The sequence below is a fragment of the Arenibacter sp. S6351L genome, from assembly GCF_023016025.1.
GTDB lineage: Bacteria > Bacteroidota > Bacteroidia > Flavobacteriales > Flavobacteriaceae > Arenibacter > Arenibacter algicola_B.
Map to the genome: position 1 here is coordinate 106,412 of NZ_JALKBB010000003.1, position 21,556 is coordinate 127,967.

Annotated in this window: 15 protein-coding genes; 3 read left to right on the top strand and 12 right to left on the bottom strand. The window is 38.6% G+C overall.

Going from position 1 to position 21,556, the window contains the following annotated elements; translation table 11 throughout:
- Nucleotides 1-128: 128 nt before the first annotated feature.
- From MWU82_RS03860 to MWU82_RS03870, 3 genes are all read right to left on the bottom strand, one after another.
- Nucleotides 129-932, bottom strand: a complete 804-nt coding sequence (locus MWU82_RS03860; protein WP_215949935.1) for an OmpA family protein — start codon at nucleotides 930-932, stop codon at nucleotides 129-131.
- Between the two features lie 102 nt (nucleotides 933-1,034).
- Nucleotides 1,035-2,615 (bottom strand): FMN-binding glutamate synthase family protein, encoded by a 1,581-nt coding sequence (locus MWU82_RS03865; RefSeq protein ID WP_247095286.1) that lies wholly within the window; start codon nucleotides 2,613-2,615, stop codon nucleotides 1,035-1,037.
- 114 nt (nucleotides 2,616-2,729) lie between these two features.
- Nucleotides 2,730-4,004, bottom strand: coding sequence for an amidohydrolase (locus tag MWU82_RS03870; RefSeq protein ID WP_247095287.1), 1,275 nt, complete (start codon nucleotides 4,002-4,004; stop codon nucleotides 2,730-2,732).
- A gap of 256 nt (nucleotides 4,005-4,260) precedes the next feature.
- Between MWU82_RS03870 and MWU82_RS03875 the strand changes: the two genes are divergently transcribed.
- Nucleotides 4,261-6,582 carry a UvrD-helicase domain-containing protein gene (locus MWU82_RS03875; RefSeq protein WP_215949932.1) on the top strand — a complete coding sequence of 774 codons (2,322 nt, stop codon included), beginning with the start codon at nucleotides 4,261-4,263 and terminating at the stop codon, nucleotides 6,580-6,582.
- Between the two features lie 42 nt (nucleotides 6,583-6,624).
- Here MWU82_RS03875 and MWU82_RS03880 read toward each other — a convergent pair whose 3' ends face one another.
- Nucleotides 6,625-7,470 carry an alpha/beta hydrolase gene (locus tag MWU82_RS03880; RefSeq protein ID WP_247095288.1) on the bottom strand — a complete coding sequence of 282 codons (846 nt, stop codon included), beginning with the start codon at nucleotides 7,468-7,470 and terminating at the stop codon, nucleotides 6,625-6,627.
- Nucleotides 7,471-7,517: 47 nt separating this feature from the next.
- Between MWU82_RS03880 and MWU82_RS03885 the strand changes: the two genes are divergently transcribed.
- Nucleotides 7,518-8,138 (top strand): L-threonylcarbamoyladenylate synthase, encoded by a 621-nt coding sequence (locus MWU82_RS03885; protein WP_247095289.1) that lies wholly within the window; start codon nucleotides 7,518-7,520, stop codon nucleotides 8,136-8,138.
- An 82-nt stretch (nucleotides 8,139-8,220) separates the two neighbouring features.
- On the opposite strand, the gene MWU82_RS03890 is transcribed toward MWU82_RS03885, so the two are convergent.
- The 3 genes from MWU82_RS03890 to MWU82_RS03900 form a co-directional block, all read right to left on the bottom strand.
- A complete protein-coding gene (locus tag MWU82_RS03890; protein WP_031443860.1) occupies nucleotides 8,221-9,069 on the bottom strand; it encodes an OmpA family protein in 849 nt (282 codons plus the stop codon).
- A gap of 97 nt (nucleotides 9,070-9,166) precedes the next feature.
- Complete coding sequence (locus MWU82_RS03895) at nucleotides 9,167-10,171, bottom strand: glycosyltransferase family 2 protein (RefSeq protein WP_247095290.1); 1,005 nt, start codon at nucleotides 10,169-10,171, stop codon at nucleotides 9,167-9,169.
- Between the two features lie 159 nt (nucleotides 10,172-10,330).
- A complete protein-coding gene (locus MWU82_RS03900; RefSeq protein ID WP_215949928.1) occupies nucleotides 10,331-10,780 on the bottom strand; it encodes a type I restriction enzyme HsdR N-terminal domain-containing protein in 450 nt (149 codons plus the stop codon).
- A 26-nt stretch (nucleotides 10,781-10,806) separates the two neighbouring features.
- On the opposite strand from MWU82_RS03900, the gene holA reads away from it, so the two are divergent.
- A complete protein-coding gene (gene holA / locus MWU82_RS03905; RefSeq protein ID WP_215949927.1) occupies nucleotides 10,807-11,805 on the top strand; it encodes a DNA polymerase III subunit delta in 999 nt (332 codons plus the stop codon).
- A gap of 130 nt (nucleotides 11,806-11,935) precedes the next feature.
- On the opposite strand, the gene MWU82_RS03910 is transcribed toward holA, so the two are convergent.
- From MWU82_RS03910 to uvrA, 5 genes are all read right to left on the bottom strand, one after another.
- A complete protein-coding gene (locus tag MWU82_RS03910) occupies nucleotides 11,936-12,298 on the bottom strand; it encodes a DoxX family protein (protein WP_247095291.1) in 363 nt (120 codons plus the stop codon).
- Between the two features lie 125 nt (nucleotides 12,299-12,423).
- Nucleotides 12,424-14,835, bottom strand: coding sequence for an alpha-ketoacid dehydrogenase subunit alpha/beta (locus MWU82_RS03915; protein ID WP_247095292.1), 2,412 nt, complete (start codon nucleotides 14,833-14,835; stop codon nucleotides 12,424-12,426).
- A 162-nt stretch (nucleotides 14,836-14,997) separates the two neighbouring features.
- Complete coding sequence (locus MWU82_RS03920) at nucleotides 14,998-17,844, bottom strand: metalloprotease (RefSeq protein WP_247095293.1); 2,847 nt, start codon at nucleotides 17,842-17,844, stop codon at nucleotides 14,998-15,000.
- 11 nt (nucleotides 17,845-17,855) lie between these two features.
- A complete protein-coding gene (locus tag MWU82_RS03925; RefSeq protein ID WP_215949924.1) occupies nucleotides 17,856-18,542 on the bottom strand; it encodes a TIGR00730 family Rossman fold protein in 687 nt (228 codons plus the stop codon).
- A gap of 94 nt (nucleotides 18,543-18,636) precedes the next feature.
- Nucleotides 18,637-21,471 carry an excinuclease ABC subunit UvrA gene (gene uvrA, locus MWU82_RS03930; RefSeq protein ID WP_247095372.1) on the bottom strand — a complete coding sequence of 945 codons (2,835 nt, stop codon included), beginning with the start codon at nucleotides 21,469-21,471 and terminating at the stop codon, nucleotides 18,637-18,639.
- Nucleotides 21,472-21,556 lie beyond the last annotated feature (85 nt).

Here is a 21,556-nt window from a genome sequence, read left to right on the forward strand (position 1 = left end):
GCTTTTTAAATTGTAATGACTGTTTTATCAGATTTTATATTGCGGTTGTTGAATTGGCTTTCCCAGAGGGAGGTGCTTAAAACTATTCACCATAATATGTTCCTGACGGTTTCAATAAATCTAATGACTTATTTCATGCTCTCCTTTACCAATTTAAAGAATTCATAAAATCTTGGTTGTACAATGATTTCGGTAGCAGTTTCAATACTGTAAAGTCCTAATTCCGATTTCCCTGTGGCGATGATTCGTTTGGGCTCTATTTGATATTTGCTTTCCAGGATCCTAGCTACAGCAGCAGCTTGTTGGGTTCCAATTTCCCAGTTATTCAATTTATTGTCCTTGGATTCCACCAAGTTGCTATTGCTTACAATTTGAATATCCATTGTAGGGTTGGCTTTCAAAATACTTCCAATCTTGGCAATAATAGCCTCTGCCTTGTCCTGTACTTTAAAATTCTTGGAATTCTCCCCAAATATATAACTGTTGTCCATTACCACCGCTACGGCACCATTGCTGACAGTTATCTTGGGATCACTGCCCAATGTTTGCTTAAATTGGGTAAAAACAGCTAGGGTTATAGAGTCGTGACTGCTCAATGCATCATTGATAACCCTCAATTGCGCTTCCTTTTGAACAAGGCTTTCCAGGGTGCTATTTATATGGTCGGATCTCTTATTGGAGGCTTCCGTAAAACTATTTAAGTTTTTTAATAGATTGGCATTGGTTTCCTTAAGTTCATTTACCTGTGCTTCATAGGACTCCACTTTGGCCGAAGCAATTCTTTCTTCGCGTTTGGATTCCGACAGAGCTGTTTCAGACTCCCTTAACTGAGATCTTAGACCATCTACTTCCAGAATAAGATCTTTCTTGCTTTGTGCCTGTGAAATGGATATGTACATTAAAAAAACTAAAATGGTAAAAATTCTTTTCATAGATAATATTTGTTTATTTGAATATTCGGGTAATTCTAATTGGTTGCGTTACTGCAAGGATATACAATTTGATATTACGTGCAAAATTAATATTATATTTGATTAAGGGCCAATCTTATTTTTCATATACTCATTGCCTCCCAAATTTGGGCAATTATAAAGATCCTGTATTCCTGAAAAAGGTACTACAGCCTTATTATATCCATAAGTAGAGGATAACGACCTGTTCAAGTCATTGTCATCCACATTTACCTGTATATCATCCATAGTAAACTGACAGGGATGTTCATAACCAGCAGCATGCGTTATTTCCAGGAATTCCTTTCTAAAGGTTTTGAAATATTGGGACAATCTATCAGATTTCAGAGGAACATTTATTCCGCCCTGCAACCATTTACTTTGGGTAGCTATTCCGGTCGGACATCTGTTGGTATGGCATACTTGGGCCTGGATACAACCAATGCTCATCATGGCTTCCCTAGCTACATTTATACAATCTACACCCATGGCAAATGCCATAGCCGCTTTTGCAGGGAACCCCAATTTTCCACTTCCAATGAACACTATTCTTTCTGTTAGATCGTAGTTTTTAAACAATTTATAAAGACTGGAAAATCCGTATACCCAAGGCAAGGATACATGGTCGGCAAAACTTGGAGGGGCAGCTCCCGTTCCTCCCTCACCGCCATCAACGGTGATAAAATCCGGTCCCTTTCCTGTTTCTATCATCAATTTGGCCAATTCCTCCCACTGATCCAATTTGCCAATGGCTCCTTTTAAGCCAACGGGAAGACCTGTTTGTTCAGCAATATCTTCAATTAACTGCATTAATTCCGGTACAGAATTGAAAGCCGAATGGGTAGCTGGGGACAATACATCCTTGCCCATAACAACGCCTCTTATTTCGCTGATTTCATGGGTTATCTTTGCGGCCGGCAACACCCCTCCCTTACCCGGTTTTGCTCCCTGTGAAATTTTAATTTCAATAGCTTTGATGCAGGGGTTATCCAACACCAATTGTTTCATTTTTTCCATGGAAAAATTTCCATCTTCACTTCGTACCCCAAAGTATCCTGTTCCAAAGTGGAATATTACATCCCCACCTTGTTTATGATAAGGGGAAAGACCACCTTCCCCAGTATTCTGATAAGCGCCCGATTTTCTTACTCCATTGTTCATAGCATCTACTGCAGCAGCAGATAATGACCCAAAACTCATGGCTGAGACATTGATTACGGATGCAGGCCTATAGGGCTTTTTACGTTTGTTGTAAGATCCAATGATTTTGGCACAGGGTAAAAAACAGGGATCGGTAATGTTAGGGTGGTTCCCTGGAAGTTTATAAGCCATCATCTGGTTCTTGACAAAAATATGTTGATGTGCATAAATGTCCCGGTCCGTTCCAAAGCCTTCGTAATTATTTTCCTTTTTCGCCGAGGCATAGATCCATCCCCTCTCTATACGGTTGAACGGAAGTTCTTCCCTATTGTTGGCAACGAAATATTGTCTCATTTCAGGACCAATGCTCTCCAACCAATACCTTAAATGTCCTACAATAGGGAAGTTATGTGAAATGGTGTGCCCTTTCTGCACAAAGATGTCCCTGATGGCCACCACAACCAAAAACACTATTATCCATGCCCACCAAGGTAGGTTAGCTAGGATGTTTAAAATTGAATCCATATTTGAAATTTAAGTTTTAAAGATGACTTGAGTGATTATAGAAAATAGGCCTTGTTTCCAAACTACAGTTGCCTCAATAAAAAATTGGGCATCCTCATTTGTTTTACAAAGTTTTTAATTGTTCAGGAAGTCCAAACTCATTTCTGTTAGTGCCTTTACCCCAAGAATCATTCCATTTTCGTCTATGCTGAAGTCGGGCGTATGATGTGGAAAGGATGCCGTATTTCCAGGAGTCATGCCTCCCAAGAAAAAGAAGAATCCAGGTACCTCATTTTGAAAATAGGAGAAATCCTCACCACCGGTTACGGCCTTTTGTATTTGTACATTATCCTGTCCCGCGACCCTTTTTAAGGTAGGCAACATTTTAACTACCAGTTCGGGATTGTTAAAGGTAATGTCCGTATTACTTTTTATCTCAATAGTGGCCGTACCACCATATGCCTTGGCAATGTCGGGTACCATTTCTTTCATTCTCTCGGTAATCTGCTTTTGCATGTTATAGTCCAAGGTTCTTATGGTTCCGATCATTTCTGCACTTTCAGGGATAATATTGAAACGGACACCACTCGTAATCTTGCCCACACTAATTACCGCTGCTTCATTGGTAAGGTCAACTTCCCTACTAATAATGGTCTGTAGGCCATCTATGATCTTGGCACTAATGAGAATGGGGTCTATACCCTTCCATGGTTGTGAACCATGGGTCTGTTTTCCCTCTACCTGAATAACGAAGCGTTGCACGGCTGCCATTAGTCCTTCAGATTTATACCTTATGACCCCAACTGGGGTAGCGGAATTAATATGAAGTCCAAAAATAGCATCCACATCCGGGTTTTTAAGAACCCCTTCCTTGACCATTAATAGTGCTCCTCCTTCTTCCCCAGGAGGAGGACCTTCTTCGGCAGGTTGAAAAATAAATTTAATGGTTCCTTTGATTTTGTCCCTATTTTTGGACAGAATTTCCGCAACACCCATTAGGATGGCCGTATGGGTATCATGACCACAGGCGTGCATAACACCAACCTCTTGTCCTAGAAATTCCGATTTTACAGTAGATTTAAACGGAAGGTCGTTTCTTTCCGTAACGGGCAAGGCATCAATATCGGCCCTTAAAGCAATTACTTTTCCATTTTTATTACCTTTTAGTATCCCTACAACCCCAGTTTTGGCAACTCCTGTTTGTACCTCTATCCCTAAGGATTTCAAATGCGATGCTATTTTTTCAGCGGTATTGAACTCTCTATTGGATAACTCCGGATTTTGGTGAAAATCTCTCCTCCAATCTATAACCTTGGGTTCAATACTCTTATATTCCTTTTCAAAATTGTATTTCTGAGCCGAGGAAATTAAACACCACAAAAGCATTGGGAGAATTAAATATAACTTCATACAACTAAATGGGATTTAAAATTTTAGATGCCCAAGACTTAATTGTCTTAAACACTGACCTTAGTTTTTAATAATTTTACATATGGCAACATCATAAAAAGTGTTGTTTTATGTAAAATTGGATTTATAGGATAAATATATTCAAATTAGTACTATTAACTCGGTTGGATTATCACAAATATTAAAGTTGATTTTTTGATAAGGCTATTTATGGTTAAATTCACCGATCGTAACGAGCTTAATATCTACATACGTTTTGGAGAACTATATTAACGAATTAAATGAAGCCCAGAAGGCTCCTGTTTTGCATAAGGACGGGCCTTTGATGGTGATTGCAGGGGCCGGCTCCGGTAAGACAAGGGTATTGACTTACCGTATTGCTTATTTAATGAGCCTAGGAGTGGATTCCTTTAATATTTTGGCTTTGACCTTTACCAATAAGGCAGCTAGGGAAATGAAGAAGCGTATTGCCGATATTGTTGGTACTTCCGAATCCAAAAATTTAATGATGGGTACTTTTCATTCCGTTTTTGCCAAGCTTTTAAGGTTTGACGGTGATAAGTTGGGTTACCCCGCCAATTTTACTATTTATGACACCCAAGATTCGCAACGTCTCTTATCCGCTATTATTAAGGAGATGGGCCTGGATAAGGATATTTATAAGTATAAGCAGGTACAAAATAGAATATCTTCCTATAAGAACAGCCTCATTACCGTAAAAGCGTATTACAACAATCCAGATTTGGTAGAGGCAGATGCCATGGCCAAACGCCCCAGGATGGGCGAAATTTATCAGAACTATGTAGATCGTTGCTTTAAGGCCGGTGCCATGGATTTTGATGATTTATTGTTAAGAACCAATGAGTTGTTGACAAGATTCCCTGAAGTTTTGGCCAAATATCAGGATAGGTTTAGGTATATTCTGGTAGACGAGTACCAGGATACCAACCATTCCCAATATTTGATCGTTAAGGCACTGTCGGACAGGTTCCAGAATATTTGTGTGGTAGGGGATGACGCCCAGAGTATATATTCCTTTAGAGGAGCAAACATTAGTAACATCCTTAATTTTCAAAAGGATTATGACAATGTTGGTATGTATCGCTTGGAACAGAATTATAGGTCCACCAGGAATATTGTGAATGCCGCAAACTCCATTATTGCCAAGAATACAAATCAATTGGAAAAAGTAGTATGGACTTCCAATGATGAAGGACCTTTGATCAAGGTGCACCGGAGTCCAACGGATGCCGAAGAAGGACGATTTGTATCTGGAACTATTTTTGAAGAAAAAATGCAAAACCAGATGCCGAATGGTAATTTCGCGGTATTGTATAGGACTAACTCCCAATCAAGGGCTATTGAGGATGCCCTAAGAAAACGTGATATACCATATCGTATTTATGGGGGACTTTCCTTTTATCAGCGGAAGGAAATAAAGGACGTTCTGTCTTATTTGAGATTGGTCATTAATCCTAAAGATGAAGAAGCGCTTAAGCGTATTATCAATTTTCCTACACGTGGCATTGGACAGAGTACTTTGGACAAACTTACCGTTGCCGCAAATCACTATAACCGTTCTATTTTTGAGGTTATGGAGAACCTGGACAGAATAGATTTAAAGATAAATTCTGGAACTAAAAGGAAATTGGGCGACTTTGTAGCCATGATCAAGAGCTTTCAGATCATGAACGAAAGTGCCGATGCCTTTACCTTGGCAGAACATGTAGCCAAAAAATCCGGAGTATTGTTGGAATTCAAAAAAGATGGCACTCCGGAGGGAATAGGGAAGATGGAGAATATTGAAGAGCTGTTGAACGGTATTAAAGATTTTGTTGAAGGGCAAAAGGAATTGGCAGATGCCAAAGGGGATATTGGCGAGTTTTTGGAAGATGTAGCCCTGGCAACAGATCTTGATAAAGATACAGGGGATGATGACCGAGTGGCTTTAATGACGATTCACTTGGCCAAAGGATTGGAATTTCCATATGTATTCATCGTGGGGATGGAGGAAGATCTTTTCCCATCTGCCATGAGTATGAATACCAGGAGCGAATTGGAAGAGGAAAGGCGCTTGTTTTATGTTGCATTGACACGGGCGGAAAAACAGGCATATTTAACCTATACACAGAACAGATATCGTTGGGGCAAACTGGTAGATGCAGAACCCAGTAGATTTATTGAAGAAATTGATGAAAAATTTGTGGAAAATCTTACCCCAGTGGTAAGATCCAGATATACCCCCTTAATTGATGTTGATATTTTTGGCGATGTTGATAAGAGTAGATTAAGACAGAACAAACCTGTACAAGGAACTCCACCCAGTGGTGTTAAGCCCAATGAAAATCAGTTGCGAAAACTCCGTAAACTAAAACCCGAACTTGGAACTCCTGTTGGAAACACCAATTCGGTAGATCCAAATTTATCAGAAGGTTCATTAGTAAACCATACTAGATTTGGTAGGGGACAGGTAATAAAAATTGAAGGGGTTGGAAATGACAGGAAGGCTGAAATTAAATTTGATAAAGGAGACATTAAAAAACTTTTACTAAGGTTTGCCAAGTTGGAGGTACTCTAATTTCAAAGGCGCCGTAGAAAGCTTTTATTACGCAAGGATAGACTATAAATGCTCTTGGATAAAAGCCTTTAATTTAATAGTCGTGTCCAATAGATCCAAACCTACCCAACCGTGACCTCCGTTAGGGTATAGGGTAAATTCGTGCTCTACGTTTAATTCCATTAATCCATCCCGTAGACTAATTCCTTGGGAATTTGGAATTAATGGGTCCTGTGCCCCATAAAATAATAGGGTGGGAGGAGAAGTTGTGGTTACCTGATATAAAGGACTCACCTCTTCCAAAACTTCTGGATCATTCCCAAATTGATCTAAAAGGATCCTTAATTCTTCATTTGGAGTACTTATGTATGCCTCGTCCAACAGATTCGTAGGCCCAACAATACTGCAGACCATCTTCACCTGCTTTTTGGTATCGTGTGCATAGCTCCATAACAAGGAAAGGTGGGCTCCGGCACTGGCTCCAATAAATCCAATGTCTGTGGATATCTGAAACTCCTGAGCCTTATTGCGCAATTGGCTTACTACAAGATTTATATCATCTATTTGCATGGGATATGGAGGATTGTTGTCATCCGCCAATCTATAATTCATGTTAACTACTGCAATACCGGGTAATTGACTCTTGATAAAATCCTTAAATGCATCCATTTCGGATTTATCACCAGCAGCCCATCCTCCTCCATGTATCAAAATCAGCACTTTAGTATCCTTGGTCCTATTTTGTGGAAGATAAATATCATACTTTTGATGCAAATCGGAACCGTATTCCAAATTCATCATGGTTTTGGCTTCCAAGGCGGCAATTTCCGGGGCAATAGAATCCTCCGAACATGAGCTAGTGACAATAAAAAGGAAATTTAAAAGTAGGATGAAGACGAACTTATACATGATAATATTATTTCTTAAATTGATAACGTCTTTTTTTAACTAATAATATGGCAGAATTAATAAAAATATATCCAGAAAATCCAAATCCCAAGGAAATTAAGAGGGTAGTGGATGTACTAAAAAAGGGAGGGCTGATTATTTATCCAACAGATACGGTGTATGGCTTGGGATGTGATATTACAAACACCAAAGCCTTGGAAAAAATAGCACGGATAAAAGGGGTAAAATTGGCCAAGGCGAATTGGTCCTTTATATGTGCCGATCTTAGTAATCTTTCGGATTACGTAAGACAAATTGACACCTCTACCTTTAAAATTCTAAAGCGGGCCCTACCTGGACCTTATACTTTTATACTTCCTGGGAACAATAATCTACCCAAAGAATTTAAAAAGAAAAAAACGGTGGGTATTCGTATTCCCAATAATTCCATAGCCAGGACCTTGGTTGAAGCTCTGGGAAACCCTATCGTTTCAACCTCCATTCGAGATGAGGATGAACTATTGGAATATACTACCGATCCGGAATTGATCTATGAGAAATGGAGAAATCTGGTAGATATAGTCATTGATGGTGGTTATGGGGACAATATGGCCTCTACGGTAATAGATTTATCTGAGGATGAACCCAAAGTGGTCAGGGAAGGAAAGGGCAGTTTGGATATATTTTAAGAAAAAAAAGTTTTCAACTGAATATAGAGCAAAAAAAAAGCGACCCATTAGGTCGCTTTTTAAGTTGAATAATTTATTATTCTTAGTTGATCTTAGGATCTTTCATTCCCTCTTCGATCATACTGTAGAATTGATCAATTTTTGGAAGTACAACAATACGTGTTCTTCTGTTCTTAGCCTTGTCTGTTGGGGAAACAGGAATATATTCTCCTCTTCCTGCAGCAGTCATACGCTTAGGATCAACACCGTAATCTTTTTGTAAAATACGTACAACTGAAGTAGCACGTTTCACACTTAAATCCCAGTTGTCATATAAAACACCGCTGTTGTATGGATCAGTATCGGTATGACCTTCAACCATAAATTCGAAATCTGGTTTGTTGTTAACCACTTGGGCAACCTTACCTAAAATTTCCTTAGCTCTCTGAGTTACGTTAAAGCTACCGCTTCTAAATAAAAGTTTGTCAGAAATAGAAACAAAAACAACTCCTTTTTCTACACTGATTTCAATATCCTCATCATCCAAGTTTCCAAGAACACCTTTTAAACTTTGTACCAAAGCCAAGTTTACAGAATCTCTTCTAGTAATGGCGTCGTTCAGTTTTCTTATAGTTAAATCCTTTTCTTTTAAACTTTCCAAGGATTTCTCCAAGTTATCGGCACCTTTACTTGTAAGAGTGGTAAGGTTACCCATATTATTAATTAAGTCTTGGTTGTTGGCTTTAAGGAAGGCATTCTGATCTTCCAAAGTCTGCATTTTTGAAGTTGCAGCAGCCTTATCTTCTAAACAGGTATTTAATTTAACTGTCGCGGAATTTAATAAATCCTGTGCTTCTTTCGCTTTGGCTTCCATATCCGCATATTTCTTTTGCGACACACATGAAGACAACAAAAGGGTAATACCTAAACAGCCTAAAATGATTTTTCTCATAGTTATGATAATAGAATTAATAATTTATAATTTAATTAGGTTCGTTTTAATGTTGGCAAAATTATATAAAACGCAATATTTTGCGAGACCAATTTAGTTAATCTTTTACTAAATTGTTAAAAATTTTTACATGATTTATATAATAAGCCCAAACAATAGATTTTATAGCGTAGTAATTACCTGTAAAATAGGCCTTTTCGCGTTTGTTGTATAAGGTCGAAAAATTTTTGTAAAAACTAAAATGGGCCTGCAATATTGCCCAAAAATGCTTAAACCTGCCTTGAAAAATAAAATTCAGCCCCGCTAGCCCATCCAATACCAGTCTCAAAAGTATTATTGGGAATACTTTTCTTGCAGGAAGATTTTTAACAAGGGAATACAGGGAGTTCCTAAAGTTAAGAAAAGTCTTTTTTGGATTCATACTACTTAAGGTTGAACCACCTACATGATATACTTCTGAACCTCCAACATAATAAACTTTGTGCCCCTTATTTTTTGCCCTCCAGCATAAGTCTATTTCCTCCTGATGGGCAAAATAATCCTCATCAAATCCGTTTAGTTCCTGGAATACATCCTTCTTTATGAACAAACACGCTCCGGTAGCCCAAAATATTTCCTTTACGTCGTTGTACTGACCATTATCCACTTCCAATTCATTAAAAATACGTCCCCGGCAAAATGGATAACCAAATTTGTCAATAAACCCACCTGCGGCACCGGCGTATTCAAAATGGGCCTTGTTTTTATAATCCAATATTTTAGGCTGAACAATTGCCGCTAGGGGGTTGTTCTCAAATTCCTTTATTATTGGGATAAGCCAATCCTTGGTTACTTCCACATCGGAGTTTAAAAGACAATATATATCGGCGTTTATGTGAGGCAGAGCATCATTGTATCCCTTGGCGTAACCCCCATTGCTCAAATTTTGGATGATACCTATCTCTGGGTATCTCTTTTTAAGGAAGGCGATAGAGCCATCTGTAGAGGCATTGTCGGCGACATAAACATCGGCTTCCTTGGAGAATTCCGTTACGGAATGTAGAAACTTTTCCAAAAGCGCTTCTCCGTTCCAATTAAGTATAACTACTGCTATTTTCAACATTTTCTATAATGCCCAAAACAACAGGCATATATTCAAATTTAGAGGTTCAGATTAAGTCGGCAATGTAAAGAAATAAATTATAAATGACTATGAATATTTTGATAACCAATGTCCACAGCACCTAATTTTTAATGGATAATTGAATAGTTGGGCTATCCCTTACTTAGGTCTATAGTCCGGAATATCCGTAAGAAAACTATATTGCTCCCTCTCAAAATCCATGCTACAAAAAAAATGGTCCAAGCCGTTGGTAACCATTAAATATTTGGCTTTGAGCAAAAGGTTATATCGGGCAATTTGGTCAAAAACCACTTGGTCTATTTTAATATCGGGCGATTTGCATTCTACCAGAATTTCGATACTCCCGTTCGGATTGAAGACGACCACATCGTATCTTTTTTTTAAGTTATTAATTAGCAATTGCTTTTCAACATTGATATGGGCCTTGGGATAATTTTTGTCTGAAATTAGATTATGCACTACGTGCTGCCTTACCCATTCTTCAGGTTGTAAAACCACAAATTTTTTGCGTATGACATCAAAAATATAGATTTTATTTTCCCTATTTTTGAATCGAAAGGGATAGGACGGATAGTTTAATGGTTGCATTGTGCAAAGTTGATGATTTTTTTTAGATGGATGAGGTAAAACAAATTGTAAGCAATATAAAAAAAGGGGATATAGCACCAATATATTTTCTGACAGGTGAAGAACCTTACTATATTGATAAGATAGCGGAGTATATTGAAAAAAGTGTCCTAACGGAGGAGGAACGGGGATTTAATCAGGTTATCCTATATGGTAAGGAAATTACGATAGAGGACATCGTGAGCAATGCCAAGAGATATCCCATGATGGCGGAGCGCCAAGTGGTCATTGTTAAGGAGGCGCAACATCTATCCCGTACCATAGAAAACCTTGTTTCCTATGCCGATCAGCCCCAACCTTCCACAATATTGGTATTATGTTATAAATACAATAAGCTGGATAAACGTAAGAAGTTATATAAATCCATTAAAAAATCGGGGGTAATATTTGAAGGCAAAAAGCTATATGAAAATCAAGTAGGGGATTGGATTAAAAAATCCCTGCATTCTCGAGGCTACGGCATTACTTTTAAGGCGGCCAATTTATTGGTCGAGTTTCTTGGCACCGATTTGGGCAAGATAGATAAGGAACTCGAGAAATTGTGTTTGGTTGTCCCAAAAGGAGTTGAGATCAACCCGGAAGCCATCGAATCCAATATTGGAATTAGTAAGGATTATAACAATTTTGAACTTAAAAAAGCAATAGGGGAGAGAGACGTTGAAAAAGCAACTAGAATTGTCAATTATTTTGCCCAGAATCCAAAGGACAATCCGTTCGTTCTAACAATAACCCTTTTGTACTCTTTTTTTATACAATTGCTTTCGTATCACGGCTTAAAGGATCACTCCCCAAAGAGCGTTTCCACCGCCCTGGGCATAAGACCATTTTTTGTTTCTGAAATTCAGACAGCGGCAAGAAATTATCCCATGAGACGCGTTAGTGAAATTATTTCCAGTTTAAGGGAATTGGATGTTAAGGGCAAAGGTGTGGGATCCAACATTTCACAGGCGGACTTACTAAAAGAATTATTGATCAAAATATTCTAATCCCATTCAAGGTTGAGTGGCACAGGAGCAAGAAAAATATTCCAAAATGTGTCCACATGGAATAAATCGCGTACCATAGATCGCAAGGACCGAAAGGCCTTGGGCAGTAACAGAATTATTGCAGTAATATTTACTTCTTATCCAGGCTATATTTTCCAGGCCCCAGAATAAGTATTGAGATAAAGGCAACCAAAAATAAAACGGCCTTTTCTTTTACAGGGAAAGGATCAGCTCCGTGAACGATCAATGCTGCAACCAACATGGTTATTATAGTAGGAACTGTTGCCCAACGTGTTTTAAAACCAACAATAATCAAGATTGGACAAATAAATTCCCCTATAACCGCAAGAAATAGGGAAGGGGCGGCGCCAATTCCAATGGGATCTCCAAATTCAAAATTACCGCCAATCAGTTTTTGAAATTTAGGTAGTCCGTGGGTAATCATTACAATAGCGGAAGAAATCCGAAGAAATAGTAGGCCTAGGTCTTTCATTGGGGGAAATAGGTTTTAAAAAATTAATAGATTTAAAGCCACTAAAAGTAACCATTAGTTTTTTAAAAACAAAAGGAATTATGATTGTCCAATTATTTTTAAAAACCTTGAAAAGGGTGTTACAGCTATCTCAATTTAGGAAAATCAGAAGGATTTGATTCGTGCATTATAGAATATACCTTTTCAAATATATCCTCGGAGTTAGGTTTGGAAAAGTAGTCTCCATCTGTGGCATAAGCCGGTCTATGTGCCTTTGCAGTAAGTGTTTGGGGTGCACTGTCCAAATATTTATACGCTCCCTGTTTCTCAATAATTTCATGTGTTAAATAGGCGGAGCAGCCTCCTGGGACATCTTCGTCTATAACCAACAACCTACTAGTTTTTTTAATACTCTTAAGAACGTCCTGACGTAAATCGAACGGCAATAAACTTTGGGCATCCACAACTTCGGCATCGATACCAACTTCTTTAAGTTCTTCAGCTGCCTGCATCACTATTCTTAAGGTAGAGCCATAGGAAAGTAAAGTAATATCCGCTCCAGTTCTAACTACTTCAACAATTCCGATCGGTGTACATATATCCCCAAGGTTATTTGGTTTGGGCTCTTTTAATCGATACCCATTTAAACTCTCGATCAACAATGCCGGCTCGTTTCCTTTCATAAGGGTATTGTAAAAACCTGCAGCCTTTGTCATATTTCTTGGCACTAAAATATACATACCCCGCAATAAGTGGATCAATCCACCCATTTGTGAACCAGAATGCCATATCCCTTCCAATCGGTGCCCACGGGTCCTCACTATCAATGGAGCCCTTTGTTTCCCAACGGTCCTGTAGAGCAGTGTGGCCAGATCATCGGTCAATGTAAAAAGGGCATAGAAAATATAATCCAAATATTGAATTTCCGCAATGGGTCGTAATCCTCGCAGCGCCATTCCTATACCTTGCCCAATTATACTTGCCTCCCTAATCCCAACATCGGCCACCCGGAGTTCCCCATATTTCTTTTGCAATCCTTCCAAGCCTTGGTTTACATCTCCTATGGTTCCACTGTCTTCCCCAAAAATCAATGCTTGGGAATATCTTTCAAAAAGAGAATCAAAATTGTCCCTAAGGATAATTCTTCCATCTACTTGCTCGGGATCTGCATCATAAGTAGGGACAACCTCAGGAACACTCAAGGCATTATTGCTTTGTTCGTTGTACAGATGGGAACTGAACATGGTTTGGGATTCCTCTAAAAAATTCTTGGTCCAAGCAGCCAAAAGATCTTTTTCTTTGCTGCTTTCGCCCAACAAATATCGCATCGCCTTTCTGGCTTTGGAAGCCATATCCTTTTTTATAGGCTCTTCAATGGCGATCAGATCGTTTTTTAATTTGGTGATAAAAAGTTTGTTCATACTGGAGTTGGCAGCATTTTCCAATAAGTTCACCAATATTCTTTTTTGCTCCTTATGCGGTGTCAAAAACTCTTCCCACGCCTCTTTGCGGGCGCTTCGAACCAGTCTTTTAATATTCTTTTCAAGCGATTTTAACTCTTCTTCCGTGGAAATTTTGTTTTCCAATATCCATTCCCTGTATCGCTTATTACAGTCATTTTCCTTTTCCCATTGCAAACGTTCCTCACTCTTATAACGCTCATGTGAACCCGAGGTAGAATGTCCCTGCGGTTGCGTTAGTTCGGTTATGTGGATTATAACAGGAACATGTTCGTCCCTGGCAATATCAGAGGCATTTTCATAAGCATGGATCAAGGCCGTATAATCCCAACCCTTAACTTTTAAAATTTCATAGCCCTTATGGTCCTTGTCCCTTTGAAAACCAACTAGAACTTTTGAAATATCTTCCTTAGTGGTCTGGTGTTTTGCATGAACGGAAATGCCATAGTTGTCATCCCATATACTTATCACCATGGGCACTTGCAATACCCCGGCGGCATTTATGGTTTCAAAAAAAACGCCTTCACTAGTACTGGCATTACCAATGGTTCCCCAGGCTACTTCATTGCCATTATCGGAAAATTTGGAACTGTGTTTAACTTTAACGTTCCTATATATTTTAGATGCCTGGGCCAAACCTAGCAATCTTGGCATTTGTCCCGCAGTACAGGAAATATCAGCGCTGCTATTCTTTTGTTTGGTGAGGTCTCTCCAACTGCCATCTTCGTTTATACTATAGGTGGTAAAGTGACCTCCCATTTGCCTACCGGCACTCATGGTTTCTTTGGTTATATCGGTAGTGGCATATAGTCCATGGAAAAATTCCTTAGGCGTAAGAAGCCCTAAAGCCATCATAAACGTTTGATCCCTGTAATAGCCGCTCCTAAAATCGCCATCCCTGAAAGATCTGGCCATGGCCAATTGCGGAAGCTCCTTACCATCCCCGAAAATTCCAAATTTAGCCTTTCCGGTCAGAACTTCCCTTCTGCCCAATAGGCTACATTCCCTGCTCGTAACTGCAATTTCATAGTCCTTCAATATTTGTAATTGAAAATCGTCAAATGAAATATCGTTGCTTGCTTCGGAATCTATATTCATTACGCTATTGATGGTTTATCGCAAAAATATCAAATCAATATGGTTTTTGCAACCTATGGCAGAGGATAATAATTAATAATTCTTTAAAGAATATCGAAGTGTATTTTTAAAAATTAAGAATATCGTAAAAATAGATTCGATATTTGAGAATATATTAATAATTTAGAACCATTTCCTTGTAAATAATCCGGTTAAAGTCCTTGGGCTAAAGGTTATAACAAATCTAATTTTTTGATCGTATTGCGGTTGCGATATCTCCCAACCATTGTTCGAGTACAATGGAAAATAAAGTTCAAAATAATCTGTCAACAGATTTAAACGAATACCGGAATCGTATACAAAGCGTTCTTTTAATCCTTTATTTTTCACAAAACCAAGGTCACCGTAAACTTCTATCCACCGCCAAATATTTACACTGGTATTAATGGTTGCCATCCAATCATTGGCAAAGGGGTTTTCCAATTTGGATTTAAAACCGCCCTCGGCAACGATGATCTGTTGACTATATATTCCAGATCCTTCGGATCTGCCCAAATACTCATAATCGAACAGGTAGTCTGTAGGTCTATCAAGGGAAAAACTAAAAAAATCCGTACTTCCAGCCGTTTCATTCCTAAGAAACTTACCGGCGAAAAAACGCAAATTAAACTGCCTATTGTTCTCAAAAAGTTTCCGGTATTCCAATTCATACGCAAGCTTGGTAAATTTATCGGAATACTGCGCATCCACAGACCAGGACAGATAATTGATTATATTATTGGTGGTATTATAATATTTTGCGTTGAATACATTATAATCTGGATCCGTTTCCAGTCCCAAACTTTGAAGATTGGGATCTATGTCCCTGAAAACACTAATAGACCTAAATATCAAGGCTTCCCTTTTGTTAAGCAAAAGATTACTGGGCCTCCATCCAAAACCTATAGAAGGACTCACAGTGCTATAGCGCGAGTTTTCCTGGAAATGGGAAGTAGATCCCCTTAGGGAGTAGTTGGTAACGTATAAACCGCTTTTACCGTGGTATTGGCGAAAATTAAACTTACCATAGCCTACAAAAGTCTTTTCATTAGGGGCATAGGTAGGTGCCAGATCAAAAACGAATGGTCTTTCCAATAAGGTTTTATTATGTAGTCGCATGCCAGGTGAAAGTCCGTCATACTTATTGAATCCCAATACCGGAACATAAAAAACTTGATTGTAGTAAGGATCCTCGGCATCCTTAAAAAACTGGAATTTTAGTTTTTTGTTACTTGAAAAGAAGCCGTTCAAAGATTTCCAATTATCCCTTTGATTAAATTCCGGAATGGTCTGATCATAATTTAAAACCAAACGATCTTCCCCGTTCTTTGGAATTCTAAAAGCTTGTTGATTGGTAATGTCCGTAAACCAATAATTTGAAACTACAGTATCGTTTTTTATCCCAAAAAGTGAAATTGGTACATTGGTGCCTTCCTTGTTTTTTAAGATGACCACCAACGAATCCTCCATTTTCCGCACTTTTTTTATTTTAAAGTCGATCTTTTGGGTAGTCGACACATATTCGTCAAAAAACCAATTAATATCCTTGTCGGAGTTTTCTACGACTATGAATTTAAAATCTGCGGCTGTGGATGGCTTTAATCTATAATTTATGTAAAATTCCTTCACACTGCGGTCTACATGCTCTTTGCCCGTATAATCCGCCAAATAGGCCAATCCCAATCCTGCCTTGTACCTGTTGGCTATTTTTTGATTGAATTTTACCAGCGAATCGTTGGGGGTAGTGAGGGACTGATCTATATTTCTTCTAGCCGACAACATATGGAGCAGAGGATATTGTTCATTAAAATTCAATTTGGCCAAATGAAAATTTCGTACACCCCAAATTTTGGATAATTTGCCCAACAGTTTTTGATCTGGATAGTAGTCCTCCACAAAACCGATCATTAAATAGTTCAGAATGGCATCGGTAACCCATTTTTCGCTTCTTGGATCTACGAACATCGTTTCCTTTATAAAGCTATTGAGAGCTGTTTTTAGAAACTTCATTTCAAATTGAAACTGTTCCTCATAGGGCCTAATAAAGCTTGGAAGTTGGTTTATTCCATATAAAGGGTCCTTATTATAATCCAATTCAGAAACCAATAATTGTTTATGCGGAAAATCGCCCAAATTTTCATAGATATATTTTGATACCCGATTGATGGATATTCCCGAAGATATTTCATCGTACTTCGGAGACTTCAGGTCGGTGAAAATAGTTATCTCCGGCGTTACATGTTTTACAAATTGTTTGGACGGCCTAATAATTATTTCCCCACTTTTTTGATTAATTCCCTGAAAATAAACATGTTGAATATCACCTTCTAGGTTTTTGCCCAATTCATGAAAATTAGAGACTGCAAATAAATTTTTAGGTATAATAAGTTCTATGGACGTATTGGCCATATCCGTATATAGATCTTCCAAATTCTTGTTGGAATACAAGTGCCATTCTCCATCATAAACAGCAGGGGTGAGGTACCAATCCTTTAAATAATATCCACCCCTATTATCATATCCGTAGGTAGTAAATTTATCCGAAGGCAACTTCACCTTATAAGTAATAAATATTTTAGTGGATTCTTTGGGGGGTAGGGGACGGTTCAGACTAATTTTTATAATATCCCTTCCCGGGGCATACTCCCAATCCAAACCTTGGTAATTATCATCAACGGTACTTGTAATTTTGGTATTTCCTCTTTCTTCCTCCTTGGCAAGATGTAACCCTTTTTTAAATTCCTCAGAAAATCTTTTGGCCAAGGCCGTGTTCTTATTGGCATAGGCATTGGCCCAATCATTAAAATAAATAAACTCCAAGGTGTCCTTGGAATTATTTTCGTAAATAATTTCCTGTTGAATATTGAAGGTTTTGTTTTCAACATCCAGGGTAGCCGTAAGTTTATTGGAATGTTGGGCTATAGAAAGACCATTGATAAATACAATTATCAACAATAAAATAGATTTCCGAATGTATTCCAACTTCCTCAAGAATCTTGTGTTTAGAAATTAGGGCTCAATATATTTCCTTTGTAAAAGGAATCTATAATGTCCACCACTTCTTTTTCCGTGTCAACTATTTGTATCAAATCCAGATCATTGGGACTAATATTCCCCATTTTCAGCATAGCATCCTTTATCCAGTCCAATAATCCATTCCAAAATTCCGAGCCCACCAAAATAATAGGGAATTTCTCTATTTTGTTGGTCTGTATAAGTGTAATTGCTTCGAAAAGTTCATCCAACGTTCCAAAACCGCCTGGCATAACCACAAAGCCCTGGGAATATTTTACGAACATAACCTTACGGACAAAGAAATAATCAAAATCCAAACTTTTATCCCCGTCAATATAAGGGTTGTCATGTTGCTCAAAAGGCAGGTCAATGTTTAGTCCAACAGAGGTGCCCCCAGCCAAATGTGCCCCCCTGTTCCCAGCCTCCATTATCCCTGGACCACCGCCGGTAATAATTCCATAACCGGCTTCAGCAATACTCTTGGCGACACTTACCGCCAATTCATAGTATTTTTCCCCTGGCTTTGTACGAGCGGACCCAAAAACGGAAACGCATGGGCCAATGGCGCTCATTTTCTCAAATCCGTTCACAAACTCGCCCATAATCTTGAATAGGGCCCAAGAATCGTTTGTTTTTATCTCATTCCATCCTTTGTGATGCTGTTCTTTTCTCATGTTAGAATATTATCCTTAATCAATTTAGACTACCATTTTCATAACGTTATAATGTAGTTTTGAAGAAAATAGTATCTTTAATTGACAGTTAATTTCACAAACCTAATTCTTTTCTTAAAAATTTTGAGGTGTAACTCTTTTTATCAAGGGCTACTTCCTCCGGAGTACCTTCCGCAACTACCATACCACCATTTCGACCACCTTCGTACCCTATATCTATAATATGGTCTACCATTTTTATCACGTCCATATTGTGTTCAATTACCAGAACGGTATTTCCCTTGTTTACCAGCTTGTTAAGCACATGCATCAATACCCTGATATCTTCAAAGTGTAGGCCTGTTGTTGGTTCGTCCAATATATAAAAGGTATTTCCTGTATCTCTTTTGGAAAGTTCTGTAGCCAACTTTATTCGCTGCGCTTCTCCACCGGACAGGGTAGTAGATTGCTGGCCCAAAGAAATATATCCCAGTCCCACATCCTGAATAGTTTTTAACTTGCGATAAATTTTGGGGATATTTTCAAAAAACTCCACCGATTCGTTAATAGTCATCTCCAGCACATCGGCAATAGATTTGCCCTTATATCTTATCTCCAAGGTTTCCCTGTTAAAGCGTTTCCCATTACAGGTCTCACATTCAACATATACATCGGGAAGAAAATTCATTTCAATTACCCTAAGACCTCCTCCTTGACAAGTTTCACAACGCCCTCCTGTTACATTAAAACTAAAACGACCGGGCTTGTAACCCCTAATCGAAGCTTCTTGTGTTTTGGCAAAAAGAGATCTAATTTCACTAAAGACACCGGTGTAGGTGGCAGGATTGGACCTTGGTGTTCTTCCAATAGGAGACTGGTTAATATCTATAACCTTGTCTATATGTTCCAAGCCCTTAATTTTCTTGTAGGGCATAGGGACTTTTACTCCATTAAAATAATAAGCATTTAAAATAGGGTATAGGGTTTCGTTGATCAAGGTAGATTTTCCACTGCCCGAAACACCGGTTACCCCGATCATTTTTCCCAAGGGAAATCGTACAGAAACATTTTTAAGATTATTTCCGGAACAACCGGATAATTCCAAGCTGTTTCCATTTCCTTCCCTACGTTTTTTTGGAACTTCTATTCTTAGTTTTCCGGAAATATAATCGGCTGTTAGGGTATTATGGTTTTTTAGATCATCAGGCTTACCTTCCGAAATTATTTCCCCTCCATGCTTTCCGGCCTTTGGTCCAATATCTATGACATGGTCTGCACGTTCTATCATATCGCGGTCATGCTCTACCACAATAACCGAATTACCGAGGTCTCTGAGCGATTCCAAGGACTTTATCAATCGTTCGTTATCCCTTTGGTGCAGACCAATACTGGGCTCATCCAGAATATAAAGAACACCTACCAATTGCGAGCCAATTTGGGTTGCCAATCTAATACGCTGTGCTTCCCCCCCTGAAAGGGATTTACTACTTCTATTTAAGGAGAGGTAATCCAGGCCCACATCCAAAAGAAATTGGACCCTTGTTTTGATTTCCTTTATAATTTCCTCTGCAATTTTTAATTGATTGCCTTCCAACTTTTTTTCTAGGCCATTAAAGAAATCCGCCAATTCCGCAATATCCAAATTGGATAGATCGGCAATATTATTGTTGTCTATTTTAAAATTTAAGGATTCTTGTTTTAACCTAGTACCTGCACAGGTTGGACATTTAATTTTGTCCATATACTCCTTGGCCCAACGTTTTATGGACGTGGAGTTGGCCTCATTAAATTGACTTTTGATAAAATTGGATATGCCTTCATAATCTATTTTATAGAGGCGCTTTACCCCCAAAGTTTTTGAGTCTACCTCGAAACTTTCCTTTCCGCCATAGAGCAATACACTAATAGCGTCCTCAGGTATTTTTGCAATTGAGGTGGTAAGTTCAAAATTATATCGCTGCGCAATAGTTTCTATCTGTTTAAAAGCCCAAGAATTTTTATATTCGCCCAAGGGTGCAATGCCGCCCCCTTTGATGGACAGCTTTTTATTTGGGAAAATTTTGTTTTCATTGACCTCATAAATATGTCCAAGCCCATTGCAATCGGGACACATGCCTTTTGGTGAATTAAAGGAAAAAGTATTGGGTTCGGGTGAAGGATAGGAAATTCCAGTGGTGGGACACATTAAATCCCTACTAAAATACCGGGGCTCATCCGTACCTTCTTCCAAAATCATTAGTACATTTTCTCCACTGTACATGGCCGTATTTATAGTTTCCGAAATACGTTTGTCCAATTCGGTACTCTCCTCAATTTTGAGTCGGTCAATAACTATCTCTATATCATGGGTCTTATAACGGTCCACTTTCATGCCCTTTATAATATCCTTGATTTCCCCATCTACCCTTACCTTAACGAAACCTTGTTTGGCAATTTGTTCAAATAGTTCCCTATAGTGTCCTTTTCTGGATTTAATGATAGGAGCCAGTATATTTATTTTCTTTCCCCTATAGGAAGATATGATCAATTCCTTTATCTGCGCATCATCATAACTAACCATCTTCTCCCCGGTATTGTAACTGTACGCATCTCCGGCCCTTGCAAATAAAAGTCTAAGAAAATCGTAGATTTCGGTAATGGTGCCCACGGTGGACCTGGGAGATTTTGAAGTTGTCTTTTGCTCAATGGCAATTACCGGAGATAGACCATCTATCTTGTCCACATCCGGGCGCTCCAAGCCACCCAGAAACTGTCGGGCATAGGCCGAAAAAGTCTCAATATACCGCCTTTGACCTTCAGCATAAATGGTATCAAAGGCTAAAGATGATTTGCCGCTTCCAGAAAGTCCGGTAATAACGACCAGCTTTTCACGGGGTATGGTAACGTCTATATTTTTAAGGTTGTGCACACGAGCGCCTTTAACCTCAATATTCTCTTCGTAATTAATCATTTTCATAGCAATGTGCGAAGTTACGACTTTGACTCCTAAAAATGAAGTAGGTGCTATTTAGTTTTTTGTAGATTAAAAGCTTAGC

Bases quoted from the DNA above. Each gene is read 5' to 3' on its own strand.
- MWU82_RS03865 (WP_247095286.1), bottom strand. From the start codon at position 2,615: ATGGATTCAATTTTAAACATCCTAGCTAACCTACCTTGGTGGGCATGG.
- MWU82_RS03890 (WP_031443860.1), bottom strand. From the start codon at position 9,069: ATGAGAAAAATCATTTTAGGCTGTTTAGGTATTACCCTTTTGTTGTCT.
- MWU82_RS03910 (WP_247095291.1), bottom strand. From the start codon at position 12,298: ATGAAAGACCTAGGCCTACTATTTCTTCGGATTTCTTCCGCTATTGTA.
- MWU82_RS03925 (WP_215949924.1), bottom strand. From the start codon at position 18,542: ATGAGAAAAGAACAGCATCACAAAGGATGGAATGAGATAAAAACAAAC.
- holA (WP_215949927.1), top strand. From the start codon at position 10,807: ATGGATGAGGTAAAACAAATTGTAAGCAATATAAAAAAAGGGGATATA.
- MWU82_RS03885 (WP_247095289.1), top strand. From the start codon at position 7,518: ATGGCAGAATTAATAAAAATATATCCAGAAAATCCAAATCCCAAGGAA.
- uvrA (WP_247095372.1), bottom strand. From the start codon at position 21,471: ATGATTAATTACGAAGAGAATATTGAGGTTAAAGGCGCTCGTGTGCAC.
- MWU82_RS03880 (WP_247095288.1), bottom strand. From the start codon at position 7,470: ATGTATAAGTTCGTCTTCATCCTACTTTTAAATTTCCTTTTTATTGTC.
- MWU82_RS03870 (WP_247095287.1), bottom strand. From the start codon at position 4,004: ATGAAGTTATATTTAATTCTCCCAATGCTTTTGTGGTGTTTAATTTCC.
- MWU82_RS03895 (WP_247095290.1), bottom strand. From the start codon at position 10,171: ATGTTGAAAATAGCAGTAGTTATACTTAATTGGAACGGAGAAGCGCTT.
- MWU82_RS03900 (WP_215949928.1), bottom strand. From the start codon at position 10,780: ATGCAACCATTAAACTATCCGTCCTATCCCTTTCGATTCAAAAATAGG.
- MWU82_RS03860 (WP_215949935.1), bottom strand. From the start codon at position 932: ATGAAAAGAATTTTTACCATTTTAGTTTTTTTAATGTACATATCCATT.
- MWU82_RS03915 (WP_247095292.1), bottom strand. From the start codon at position 14,835: ATGAATATAGATTCCGAAGCAAGCAACGATATTTCATTTGACGATTTT.